The sequence below is a fragment of the Citrobacter sp. RHB25-C09 genome (assembly GCF_013836145.1).
Lineage (GTDB): Bacteria > Pseudomonadota > Gammaproteobacteria > Enterobacterales > Enterobacteriaceae > Citrobacter_A.
Genome location: NZ_CP057483.1, coordinates 1,308,001 through 1,319,852 on the forward strand (window position 1 = coordinate 1,308,001; position 11,852 = coordinate 1,319,852).

An 11,852-nucleotide genomic window follows, 5' to 3' on the forward strand; every position below is an offset into this window, starting at 1 on the left:
AGCTTTCTCCAGTAAGTGTTCTAATTTGTTATTGTTTTATCTTGCTGCACTCAGTAATACGGTGGCGTTTTTCACGATGCCTGCGACGTCAATTTCGTGACGTGCGCGGGTCGCGGCGCGATCTGCCGCAATCGCATATTGACCGTCGGCAATGCCCAGACGGCGCAGCGGAATTGCGCTTGCCGCTTCCGCCAGCACTTCCGCCACCAGGCTTCCCACCCCGCCATTAATGTTGTGTTCTTCCACGCTGACCACCGCCTTACACGGAGCGATTGCTGCCAGCAGTTGTGCAGTATTGCAGGGACGAATAGACGGTACACTGATTACGCTGGCTTCAATACCGGCTTGTGCCAGCTGTGCGGCAGCGTCGACAATTTCATGCACCGTTGAGCCCATCGCCACCAGCGCGATATCTTTTCCTTCACGCAAAACGTCAATTTCACCCGGCGCGAACCGGTACTGCTCATCATGCAGTTCGGGCAGCGCCTTGCCGTCGAGACGGATATAAACCGGCCCAACGTGAGAAAGGGCGTAATCGATAATCTGACGGCACTCCACCGGACAGGATGGCGCGTAGATTTCGATATTGCCAAAGCCGCGCAGTATCGCAATATCATCAATGCTATGGTGAGTGCTGGCGAGGGGGCCGTAGCTGGCGCCCGCGTTGAGGCCGAACAGCTTGACATTGGTATTGTTGTAACAAATGTCGACTTTAATCTGCTCGTTGGCGCGAGAAATCAAAAACGGGGCGGCATTACAGGTGGCGGCGATCTTTCCGCCCAGCGCCAGACCGGCGGCGGTGCCCACCAGCGTTTGTTCTGCGATGCCAACGTTCACCAGCCGTCCGGGGAACTTTGCGATAAACGGCGCGATTTTTGCCGTTGAGGTGGAGTCTGCCACCACGGGTACCAGATCCATTCCGCGATCGACCGCATCTATAAAGGCATTAACCATCACCGTTGCGAGGTGTTCACTTTTATTCATCTTTCAGTTCCTCCAGCGCCAGTTCCACTTCCTCACCTTTTGGCACCCGGTGATGCCACTCAGGCCGTCCCTGAATAAAGGAAATACCTGCACCTTTAGTCGTATGGGCAATCACCACATGGGGCTTACCCTGCGGCGTTAAGCTTTCCAGCGTACTCACCACATCCGCCATGTCGTTGCCGCGGCATTCCGTCACCTGCATGCCGAAGGCGCGCCATTTTTCATCGAGTGGATCGGTATTCAGGATCTCTTTCGTAGAACCTGCAAGCTGGAGATTATTCTTGTCATTAATGATGACCAGGTTGTCTAACTGGTAGTGAGCGGCAACCAGCGCGGCTTCCCAGTTACTGCCTTCCGCCAGTTCGCCGTCGCCGGTAATCACAAACACGCGACGCTTGCTGTTGCTGCGTTTCGCGGCCAGCGCGATGCCCACGGCAACCGGCAGTCCGTGGCCCAGCGCGCCGGTATTGAGTTCGATGCCGGGCGTCTTATGCTTAACCGGATGACCCGGCAGGTGAGAGTCGGCATGCTGATAACTTGCCAGCCAGTCAACCGGAATAAACCCGGCTTCGGCCAGCACGCAGTAATATCCGCCCACCGCATGGCCTTTTGACTGAATGTAAATATCGCGCTCATCGCTCTCTTGCAGCGCCACAGAACAGTTAAGAATGCGGAAGTAGAGTGCGGTTAACAGCTCAACCTGAGAGAGGTCCGCGCCTGTGTGACCGCCCGCCGGACTCTCTGCATTCAACACAATAATACGGCGGCGTACCGCTCGCGCTTTCTTTTCAAGCTCTTCGACAGAGAGCAAAAACGGATTCATATAACACCTCTTGAATGTTTAATCTCATGTGAATAAATATTCCAGCAGGATGTAATAACCTGACCACTGGCTAAAGCGAGAGAGTAACGCCTTTCTAAGCTGTGTTGTTATCGATAGGAATATATATTCACTACTGATTTATTATTCACGATTAAAGATATGCTTTGTTTTCCGGTTTGTCCATGCCCGGTATGGGCAAATTTTGGAGAAAGGAGAAAAGGATCACACTTGCCTCTGGCGACTGATTGAGGAGATGGCTTGTTATCTATGCAGGTATGAATAAAAATAACAGGAGTTTACAGGGGGATTACCATGTCGAAGCAGGATGAACAACGGTTGCTGGTAAAGATAGCCACGCTCTATTACGCCGAAAATAAAAAACAGTCAGAAATTGCCACGCTGCTGCACCTGTCGCAGTCTTTTGTCTCCCGTGCGCTGACGCGCTGTCAGAAAGAAGGGCTGGTCAAAATTACCGTCGTGCAGCCGACCAATATTTTCGTCTCTCTTGAGAAGGCGCTGGAGGAGCAGTACGGCATTCGACAGGCGATCGTGGTGGACGTTGGCGATGACCCGACGAGCGCGCAGATCAAACACGCCATCGGCAGCGCAGCGGCGCACTACGTTGAAACCCGAATCCGTCCCGAAGACCTTGTAGGGATCTCCTCCTGGAGCAGCACCATTCGCTGCATGGTGGATGAAATGCATCCGCAGAATATACGCGCGGCAGGGGTGATTCAACTGCTGGGCGGCGTCGGGCCAAACGGCAACGTTCAGGCCACCATCCTTACCCAGCAACTGGCGGCGCATCTTGGCTGCCCGGCATGGCTGCTGCCTTCTCAGAGTATCGAGCACTCCGTCGAGGAGCGTTCGCGGCTGGTCAACAGCCCGGACGTCGCGGCGGTGGTCGATAAATTTGCCGAAGTGGACGTGGCGATTGTCGGCATCGGCGAGCTGGAGCCATCACAGCTACTGAAAAACTCCGGCAACTACTACAACGAAGAGATGCTTACCCTGTTGGCTGAGCGTGGCGCGGTAGGAGACATTTGTTTGCACTATTACGACGCCGCCGGTAAGCCGGTCCTCACGCCTGAAGAAGATCCGGTGATCGGTATGGAGCTGGCGCAAATTCGTGACTGCAAACACGTCATTGCGCTGGCTGGGGGAAAGGACAAACGCAACGCTATTCGCGGCGCGTTGCAGGGCAACTATATCGACGTACTGATTACCGATTACCCAACCGCACGGAGCCTGGTGAAGGGTCACCTGGCCTGATCTGCTGAATATGCCGGGTGGCGGCTTCGCCTTACCCGGCCTACAGACAGAGACCGCTTGAACGTTAAGTCGCTTCCATCGCCGCCTTCTGCGCGACCACGGCGGCTTTTTGCTGCATTCGGTTTTGCATCTGGTCAATGATGACCGCAACGATAATCACGATCCCTTTAATCACCATTTGCCAGAATTCGCTGACGCCCATCATTACGAGACCGTCGGCGAGAAAGCCGATAACAAAGGCACCGATCAATGTGCCGAGGATGGTGCCGCGCCCGCCCGCCAGCGAGGTGCCGCCGAGAACGACCGCCGCGATGGCGTTCATTTCAAAGGCGGTGCCGTTTGCCGGATGGCTGGCGGAAAGCTGCGCCGACACCACGATTCCGGCAATGGCGGCGCACAGGCCGGAGAGGGTATAGACCCAAATCTTGACCTGCTTGACCTTCACGCCAGAGAGTTCGGCGGCGCGTTCGTTATCGCCAATGGCGTAAACATGGCGGCCAAACGGCAGGCGGCGGGCAACGTAGGCGATGATCAGCGCCAGCACAATCATCATCCAGATGGCCCATGGAATGCCAAACAGCGTCCCCGCACCTATCTCGTCAAAGCCGGTATTGCCTAACTGCGGGTTGCCCGACAGCCCCGGAAAGGTTTGTCCGTCGGAGGTCAACATCGCTGCCCCGCGCAGAACGTACATTGTGCCGAGGGTGCAAATAAACGGCGCGACGTTATAGCGGGTAATAATCCAGCCGTTTGCCGCGCCAATCAGCCCGCCGACCAGCAGCACCAGCGGCACGATAACCCAGACGCTGGGGAAAATTGCGATGCCAAACATTGGCAGCACAATGCCTTTGGTGATAAGCCAACCCGCTATCATCCCGCACAGCCCCAGCGTTGCGCCAATCGACAGGTCGATTCCTGCCGTAATAATGACAAAGGTGATCCCCAGCGCCAGGAATGCGTTAATGGCGATATGCTTGATCATAATGACCATGCTGCCGCCGGAGAGAAAGCCCGGCACGGTAAAAGCGAAAAAGCCGACGATAAGAAACAGCGCGATAAAAGTACGCAGTTTCAGGATCAGCAGCAGAATATTTTCCCGCGAGAATGATGCCCCTGAACGGGGGGCAATGGCGACGGATTGAATGGTTTTCATGTCAGAACCCCTGAGCACTTGCGGTTACCAGCGCCGATTCCTCGGCCCGATCGCGAACGATATCGGCGGTCATTTTGCCGCCGGACATCACCAGAATGCGGTCAGATATCGCCATAATTTCTTTTAAATCTGAGGTGGAAAAGACAACGGCGATGCCCTGGCGCGAAAGCTCCACCATCATGCGAAACACATCGGCTTTTGCCCCCACGTCGATGCCGCGCGTTGGTTCATCCAGAAACAGGATTTTCGGATTGGTGAGCAGCGAGCGGCCAATCACCACCTTTTGTTGATTCCCGCCGCTGAGTGCCTGAATTTCAACGTCGGGCGACGAGACCTTAATCGATAAGTCGCCGATGGTGCTGGCGACCACCGCCTCTTCATCGCGATGGGAGATGGCGAAGCCGCGCTGGAGTCGTCGCCAGAGGCTGGCAATCGTCAGGTTGGTGGCGACAGACGAAATGGGGAAAATACCGGTGCGCTTGCGGTCTTCAGGGACCAGACTCATTCCCATGCGAATACGCTCGGCGGTGGCTAAGCGCTGCGGAACTGGCTTGCTGTCCAGCCACAGTTTGCCGAGGTAATTGCGCTCGGTACCGAGCAGGCATTCAAACAGCTCGGTGCGCCCCGCGCCCATCAGGCCATAAATGCCGACAATCTCCCCGGCGTGTACGCGAAAGCTGACGTCGTTGACGACCGCATTGCCCGCGGCGTTGACGCAGGTAATATGCTCCGCTTCCAGCACCGGCGCGCCAAAGGTACGCCCCGGTTCGAGAAAATTGCTGACCGGATCGCTACCCAACATTTCCCGGACAATCCACGGCACGTCAATGTCGCAGACCTTCGCTTCGGCCTGGAATTTGCCGTCGCGCAGAATGGTGATGACGTCACCAATGGCCATCAGTTCTTCCAGACGGTGCGAAATGTAGATGATCGACACCCCCTGGCGAGTCAGTTCGCGGATCACACGGAATAGAATTTCGACTTCCGTTTTACTCAACGCAGAGGTGGGCTCGTCCAGAATCAGGATATCGGCATCCTCCGCCAGCGCTTTGGCGATCTCGATAAGCTGCTGCTGCCCGACCTTCAGGTTGCCGACCAGTTCGCGCGGCGAGATCGGCTGATCGAGGCGCTGCAACAGTTCAGCGGCGCGTTTTTCCTGCTCGGTTTCATTGATCGGCGTAACGCCCTTTTGCAGCTCCCGGCCAAGAAAAATATTCTCTGCCACGTTGAGGTTTTCGAACAGATTCAGTTCCTGATGCACCATCCCGATGCCGTGTGCGGCGGCATCTCGGGTATTCGCGAAACGCACCTGCTGACCGTTGAGCCACATTTCACCGAGGCTCGGCTGCTGAACGCCAGCGAGGATTTTCATCAGCGTCGATTTGCCCGCGCCGTTTTCGCCAATGATGACGTTAACTTTGCCGCGCCAGACGCGGTAATCCACTGCATCAAGCGCCACCGTTCCAGGAAAGAGCATCGAAATCCCTTTCGTTTCGAGGATCACATCTTCAGCCGGGACCTCGTTCATTACTGAGCCTCCTGTTGTAGCGTCAGTGCTGCGGCGTTTTCCGCCTTGCCACCGTTGAGGGTGACCGCCATCAACACCGTGGCGGTTTTGCCAGCCCAGCTTTCATCCACGGGCGGCAGGGTTTTCACCGCTTCCCGATTGTAGGCGCGGGAAAGTTGGGCAAACTGCACCTGATTGGTGAAGTCCTCAAACTTAAAGCCTGCGGCGTCGCGAATGGCGTTACCACGCATCACCGGTCCCAACTGGATCTCCAGCGGTTTTCCGTTGACGTTCATGACCAGCGATCTCTCCCTGGTGTTGGAGACATCGACTTTTTCGATGCGGCTGGTCAGACGAACAAACACGCTTTCAGGCGCGCCTGAGTGGGTTGCCAGACGGGTTGTCAGGGCGGTTGCGTCGAGGGCATGCTGATTCGCGGTGTCGACGACGCGAGGCTGCCAGGTTTGTTGCGCGATCTGCTGTGGCGTCAGGTTGTCGAAACTGGCTTTGGCATTAGGATCGGCGGGGATCACCGGCTTACCATTTTCGTCCAGATCGACAACCGTGCAGGCCGTCAGCAACAGGGCGGCGCAGCCTGTTAGCGCGGCACCCCATTGTGTTAACCACATAATGCCTCCGCTTAGTTGCTGAGATTAAACATGTTCAGCTTGCTGGCGTTGGCTTCGTCGATCAGCACGCAGTCCATAAGCTGTTTCTCATCTTTCTGCGCTTTGCCGTTTTTCAGGAAATAATCGGCCTGCTCGACAGCCATTTGAGCCTGCTGCCAGCCAGGCTGGAGTACAGTGGCCTTGATATTGCCTTTGTTAATGATGGAGTCGCGGGTGTAGTCGCTGCCATCAAAGCCGACCACGATGACATTGTTTTTCCCGGCGGCCTTCAGCGCGGCTTCCGCACCCAGCGCCATCGTGTCGTTGCCGGAAATCACACCGACGATATCGGGGTTAGTTTGCAGGATGGCTTCCATACGGGTGAAAGCTTCCGTCTGACTCCAGTTGGCGGTCTGCTGGGCAACCATCTTCATGTCAGGATAATCGTCCAGCACGTCGTGATAGCCCTGAGAGCGTACCGAGGCGTTGGTATCGGACTGACGCCCCAGAAGTTCGACATACTTGCCTTTCCCGTCCAGTAGTTTGGCGAATTTTTCTGCCCCGAGCTGCGCGCCCTGGTAGTTATTGGAGACGATTTGCGCCACGGCAACGCCGGTTTTGTTGATCTCGCGGTCAATCAGGAACGCCGGAACGCCTGCGGCTTTCGCTTTCTCCAGCGGGCCGACGGTGGCATCTGCGCCCGCGTTATCAAGGATGATGGCTTTGGCTTTACGGGCGATGGCCGTTTCAATGAGCTGGTTTTGTTTATTCACGTCATCATCATGAGACGCCACCAGCGTGGTATAGCCCAGTTCTTTTGCTTTTGCCGCAGCGCCATCGGCTTCCGCTTTGAAGAACGGGTTGTCATGAGAAGGGGTGATAATGGCGATGAGTCCATTGTCGGCAGCATACAGCGCACCAGATGCCGAAAGGATCGAAGCCAGTAAGACAGATTTTACAAAGGTCGTGTTCATCGTTTTCTCCACATTGAATATATATTCAAATATGATTTATTATTCAAGGTAACGATAAATGGAGATAATAGAACTGTCTATGTTTTGAACGTCTAATTTTTTAAAAGGAGAAAAGGATCACGATCCTGACGGGAAATCGTGGCACACCGTAATCACCGCGTTTTGACGTGCAAGCCACAGCACGTTGACGGTTTTATTGCCGATGTTTGGCGCAAATGAAGACAGAATTTGCAACGTTAACTGCGTCTGGCTTAAGGCGATGATTCTGGCGCTGTCGAACCCGATCAACGGATGCGTCTGCCCGAAAAAGGCCTTATAGAGGCTCTCTTTGGCAGAGAACGCCAGCGTCAGGGCGAGAGGAAAGGGGAGAGGACTTAAGCGTAAAAGCCGCTCTTCTTCGCTGTCAATGAGGGAGTACTGGAGTTCTGCCGCCGTCTGCGGGGTAAAAAGGGTTTCTATGTCGATGCCCACCGGCCGTCGCGAGACGACCGCCAGCGCAGTGGTTGCGCAGTGGCTGATGCTGCCAGACAGCCCTTCAGGCCAGAGCGGTTGACGCTGCGCGCCAATGCCCGGTACGGCTTTACTGCCGTAGTCCCTCAGCGCATGTACGGCGGCAATCCGTCCGGCCAAGTGTTCGGCTTTGCGCTTGCGCCCGGCGCTGGCCAGTTGCGCAGAATGGGGGAGCCACAGCAAATCCTGCTCGTGAAAGCTGGCGGGGTCAAATTCGATCCGGTGCAGGGTGCAATCAGCAATCGGAAAGGCGCTATGGGTGGTCTTCATCGTTACTTGTTAAGCCCCTTCCTCAGACGAGAGAGGGGCGTCAGGCATCAGAAGTGAGTGTTTACGCTCATATACCAGGTACGACCCGGTTCGTTATAGGTGTACGCTCCGGCCCCGGCAATGTAGTTCGCCCCGGCAAGGTCGCCGGTGGTCTGCGCATTACCGGCGCGCCACAGACGCTTGTCGAAGACGTTATCCACGCCGCCCGTCAGGCTGACGTTTTTCGTTACGTCCCAGGTCGCGCTCAGGCCGACAATGCTATAAGGGCTGACTTCGGTCGTTTCCGGACCGACTGCAGGCTGTCCCTTATAGTTGTATTTCTTCGGCTGCTGTTTACCGTACCAGGTGAAGGTCGATTGCAGCGCGAGGTCTTCACGCGCCTGCCAGCTCAGCGTCGAGTTCAGCGTATATTCCGGGATAATCGACAGGCGATCGCCGGTGGTTTTGTTCTCGCTTTTCAGCATATACGTGATGTTATTGGTCCAGTTAACCGTCTCGCTCACCGGGACGTTTAACGTTCCTTCCAGACCTTCCACCACCGCTTTAGGCACGTTATCCCACTGATACAGGTCGGTACCCCTGCCGTTTTGACCGACCGCTACGTAGCCCGCTTCAATTTTGTCGCGATAATCGTTGCGGAACCAGGTGACACCGGCCAGCCAGCCGTCGCGTTTAAATTCCAGTCCAATTTCTTTATTGATGCTGGTTTCGGCTTTCAGGTCGTCATTACCCTGCAAATAACAGCCACCGGCGCTGGCGTAGCAACCTTGCCCTTTGCTGTAGAGGATGTAGTTCGGGTTGGTTTGATAGAGGCTCGGCGCTTTGTACGCGCGGGCAATGCCCATTTTCAGCGTGAAATCATCGCCAAGTCCTTGTGACAGATTAAGCGACGGACTCCAGTTATCCCCCACGATGCTGTGGTGATCGAAACGCAGGCCCGGCGTCAGCATGGTGCTGTCGGTCAGCTCCATATTGTTCTCCGCAAACAGAGAGAAAATCTCCGCTTTCGAATACGGGCTGCGATCGGTTGAACTTACGCCAGGTATTGCGCCGCCGGTGTTGTTTCCTGTGAGCGCCTGCCCATTGGAACTCATGTCCTTCATACGCTGTTGATTCCATTCGGTTCCCAGCGTCAGGTTCTGATTAACCAGCACATCGAGGGGTAAATTAATTTCGCTGTGCAGCATGACGTCGTTCAGATCGGTATCGACGAAATCCTGACTGGCTTTTTCATTGAATTTACCTTCCGTACCGCCGGCTAACCCTTCCGGCATACGCGAGTTACGCGTATGTTCATACTGCACCCAGTTACTGGTGGTGATGCCGTTATCCCAGCCGCCGTTCCAGGTTAACGCATAATTCTGTCGATACATGCGGTTGGTTTCATCGCCGTATTTCGAGCGGGTATACGCGTCGGAGTTGGTGTTTTGCGTATCACCGGCATACAGGTTGCCCTGACGGCTGTAGCCGGCTTCCAGTTCCAGAGACTGGAGCGGGGCAAAGTCCCAACGAACTGTCCCGTTGATATCTTTGTTGATGACCCCTTCACGGCCTGCCGGCAGCGTGCTGGCGTAAGTTCCGGCACGGGCAGATTGATGGCCTTTGTTGATGTCCCAGGCGTCAGCCTGCGTTTTATCGAGATTGCCGTACAGGCGGAAGCTGAAGTCGCCTCCCAGCGGGCCGTTCAGGCTAAAGTTGGTGCGTTTGGTGGCACCTTCCTCTTTATGCTCCGGCGCGTTGAAATAGGTATCCCACGAGCCGTGCCATTCGCCGCTGCCTTTTTTGGTGATGATGTTGACCACGCCACCGGCGGCGCCGTTACCGTAACGGGCTGCGGCAGGACCGCGCAGCACTTCGATGCGTTCGATCATTTCGGGTGGCACCCACGCGGTATCACCGCGCGTATCACGTTCGCCACGCCAACCCTGACGCACCGAATTACGGCTGGTGACCGGCTTGCCGTCGATCAGGATCAGGGTATTTTCTGGCCCCATACCGCGAATGTCGATCTGGCGGTTGTTGCCGCGCTGACCGCTGGTGGCGTTACCGGTCAGGTTAACGCCGGGCATGGTGCGGATGATTTCAGCCACGTCGCGCGCGGGCGGATTTTTACGAATTTCATCTGCAGTAATGGTCGACACGCCTGGCGCTTGCAGGTTCTGCTGAGCGGCGGTAACCACGATGGTATCTTCAAGAGGTGCGGCAGTGCTATCGGCCGTTTCTTCTGCCATTGCGGGCAGCGCTACCCCGTAAATCCCTAAGTTGACCAATAAGGCCAGTGTATGAATCTTGTTGTTCATTGGAAGTCCTGCTTTTCTTTAGCCACGTGTACCCGATGCCTGTCATCAGCATCTGGCCCGATGTTGTCCGCTGCGACGTAAACCCTTCATTCCAGACGAGTACGTCGCGCGGTTGGTTAAAACGTGTTCGCGCTTCCCACAGCGCGACACTACGCTATTGCAAATGCAAATAGTTATCAATAATATTATCAATATATTTCGCGAATTAATAGAAATTGCACAATAAACATGGGGTTAAGACGGTGACGGGTTTAACGACAGGCAGTGACGCCTGGTGGCGGTCGAAAAACGGGCCTGAATGGCACCGTGAAGCAGACGGAAAATACCGGGTCACGTTCTGGTGGCGCGATCCGCAGGGGAAGGAAGATGAATCCTCAATTCAACGCGTTTGGGTGAATATCACCGGCGTGACTGACCATCATCAAAATGCCCTGCCTCAGTCGATGCAACGTATTGCCGGAACAGACGTCTGGCAGTGGCAGACGCGTCTGAGCGCAAACTGGCGCGGCAGCTACTGTTTTATTCCGTCTACACGCGTTGACGTGTTTACCGATCGTCATAACGACCAGGCGTTCGATCGCACGGTGCTGCGCGAAGGCTGGCGACAGCTGTTACCTCAGGCGATTGCCGACCCGCTTAATCCGCTGAGCTGGATGGGCGGGCGAGGGCATGCGGTGTCTGCGTTGGAAATGCCGGAAGCCCCTGCTCAGCCGGGCTGGGATCGACCGCAAATGCCGGTGTCAACGCCGCGATTACTGCAATGGGAGAGCGCACGACTGGGCAACACGCGCCGGGTGTGGATCTTTAGCACCGGTGAGGTGGAACCCGGTGAGCGGCCGCTGGCGATTCTTCTTGACGGTCAATTCTGGGCCCAGAGCATGCCGGTCTGGCCCGCGCTGACCTCACTGACGCAACGCGGCGAGCTTCCTGGGGCGGTCTATCTGCTGATTGATGCGATCGATACCGTTCACCGTAGTCGCGAACTTCCCTGCAATACCGATTTCTGGCTGGCGGTGCAGCAGGAGCTGTTGCCGCAGGTTCATACCGTCGCGCCGTTTAGCGATCGCCCGGAACGCACGATTGTCGCGGGGCAAAGCTTCGGTGGCTTGTCATCACTGTTTGCCGGACTTCACTGGCCAGCGCGTTTTGGGTGTGTGCTCAGTCAGTCCGGCTCTTACTGGTGGCCCCATCGCGGCGGTCAGCAGGAAGGTCACATCATTGAACAACTTAAAGCAGGTCGCGTGTCAGCGCAGGGACTGCGCATTGTTCTGGAGGCCGGGGTCAGAGAGCCGCTTATTCTGCGCGCAAATCAGGCGCTTTATACGCAACTACAGGCGATACAGCCTTTAGTGCAATGGCGTCAGGTTGACGGTGGGCACGATGCGCTTTGCTGGCGTGGCGGACTGATGCAGGGATTAATTGATCTCTGGAAGCCGCTGTAAGACCAGCGA

The 11,852-nt window shown here is 55.9% G+C and carries 10 protein-coding genes; 2 read left to right on the forward strand and 8 right to left on the reverse strand.

The annotated features are described in order from the left end of the window. Positions 1 to 36: 36 nt before the first annotated feature. Together HVY19_RS06055 and HVY19_RS06060 are read right to left on the reverse strand one after the other, a co-directional pair. Positions 37 to 984 carry a transketolase C-terminal domain-containing protein gene (locus HVY19_RS06055; RefSeq protein ID WP_181683455.1) on the reverse strand — a complete coding sequence of 316 codons (948 nt, stop codon included), beginning with the start codon at positions 982 to 984 and terminating at the stop codon, positions 37 to 39. Next, positions 977 to 1,807 (reverse strand): transketolase, encoded by an 831-nt coding sequence (locus HVY19_RS06060; RefSeq protein WP_181683456.1) that lies wholly within the window; start codon positions 1,805 to 1,807, stop codon positions 977 to 979. The genes HVY19_RS06055 and HVY19_RS06060 overlap by 8 nt, the downstream gene beginning before the upstream one ends. A 312-nt stretch (positions 1,808 to 2,119) precedes the next feature. On the opposite strand from HVY19_RS06060, the gene HVY19_RS06065 reads away from it, so the two are divergent. Continuing rightward, a complete protein-coding gene (locus HVY19_RS06065; RefSeq protein WP_181683457.1) occupies positions 2,120 to 3,079 on the forward strand; it encodes a sugar-binding transcriptional regulator in 960 nt (319 codons plus the stop codon). 64 nt (positions 3,080 to 3,143) lie between these two features. Here HVY19_RS06065 and HVY19_RS06070 read toward each other — a convergent pair whose 3' ends face one another. The 6 genes from HVY19_RS06070 to fepA all read right to left on the reverse strand — a co-directional run bounded on the left by HVY19_RS06070 (position 3,144) and on the right by fepA (position 10,401). Continuing rightward, complete coding sequence (locus tag HVY19_RS06070) at positions 3,144 to 4,232, reverse strand: ABC transporter permease (protein WP_181683458.1); 1,089 nt, start codon at positions 4,230 to 4,232, stop codon at positions 3,144 to 3,146. Position 4,233: 1 nt separating this feature from the next. Beyond that, positions 4,234 to 5,760, reverse strand: a complete 1,527-nt coding sequence (locus HVY19_RS06075; protein ID WP_181683459.1) for a sugar ABC transporter ATP-binding protein — start codon at positions 5,758 to 5,760, stop codon at positions 4,234 to 4,236. Continuing rightward, positions 5,760 to 6,368, reverse strand: coding sequence for a DUF2291 family protein (locus HVY19_RS06080; protein WP_181683460.1), 609 nt, complete (start codon positions 6,366 to 6,368; stop codon positions 5,760 to 5,762). Before HVY19_RS06080 ends, HVY19_RS06075 begins: the two co-directional genes overlap by 1 nt. Before the next feature lie 11 nt (positions 6,369 to 6,379). Then, a complete protein-coding gene (locus HVY19_RS06085) occupies positions 6,380 to 7,321 on the reverse strand; it encodes a D-ribose ABC transporter substrate-binding protein (RefSeq protein ID WP_181683461.1) in 942 nt (313 codons plus the stop codon). Between the two features lie 117 nt (positions 7,322 to 7,438). Continuing rightward, positions 7,439 to 8,101, reverse strand: a complete 663-nt coding sequence (entD, locus tag HVY19_RS06090; RefSeq protein WP_181683462.1) for an enterobactin synthase subunit EntD — start codon at positions 8,099 to 8,101, stop codon at positions 7,439 to 7,441. Between the two features lie 47 nt (positions 8,102 to 8,148). After that, positions 8,149 to 10,401, reverse strand: coding sequence for a siderophore enterobactin receptor FepA (gene fepA, locus HVY19_RS06095; RefSeq protein WP_181683463.1), 2,253 nt, complete (start codon positions 10,399 to 10,401; stop codon positions 8,149 to 8,151). Positions 10,402 to 10,643: 242 nt separating this feature from the next. On the opposite strand from fepA, the gene fes reads away from it, so the two are divergent. Beyond that, positions 10,644 to 11,843: an enterochelin esterase gene (gene fes / locus HVY19_RS06100; protein ID WP_181683464.1), complete on the forward strand. Its 1,200-nt coding sequence runs from the start codon at positions 10,644 to 10,646 to the stop codon at positions 11,841 to 11,843. Positions 11,844 to 11,852: the final 9 nt, after the last annotated feature.

Bases quoted from the DNA above. Each gene is read 5' to 3' on its own strand.
- entD (WP_181683462.1), bottom strand. From the start codon at position 8,101: ATGAAGACCACCCATAGCGCCTTTCCGATTGCTGATTGCACCCTGCAC.
- HVY19_RS06070 (WP_181683458.1), bottom strand. From the start codon at position 4,232: ATGAAAACCATTCAATCCGTCGCCATTGCCCCCCGTTCAGGGGCATCA.
- fepA (WP_181683463.1), bottom strand. From the start codon at position 10,401: ATGAACAACAAGATTCATACACTGGCCTTATTGGTCAACTTAGGGATT.
- HVY19_RS06065 (WP_181683457.1), top strand. From the start codon at position 2,120: ATGTCGAAGCAGGATGAACAACGGTTGCTGGTAAAGATAGCCACGCTC.
- HVY19_RS06055 (WP_181683455.1), bottom strand. From the start codon at position 984: ATGAATAAAAGTGAACACCTCGCAACGGTGATGGTTAATGCCTTTATA.
- HVY19_RS06080 (WP_181683460.1), bottom strand. From the start codon at position 6,368: ATGTGGTTAACACAATGGGGTGCCGCGCTAACAGGCTGCGCCGCCCTG.
- HVY19_RS06085 (WP_181683461.1), bottom strand. From the start codon at position 7,321: ATGAACACGACCTTTGTAAAATCTGTCTTACTGGCTTCGATCCTTTCG.
- HVY19_RS06060 (WP_181683456.1), bottom strand. From the start codon at position 1,807: ATGAATCCGTTTTTGCTCTCTGTCGAAGAGCTTGAAAAGAAAGCGCGA.
- HVY19_RS06075 (WP_181683459.1), bottom strand. From the start codon at position 5,760: ATGAACGAGGTCCCGGCTGAAGATGTGATCCTCGAAACGAAAGGGATT.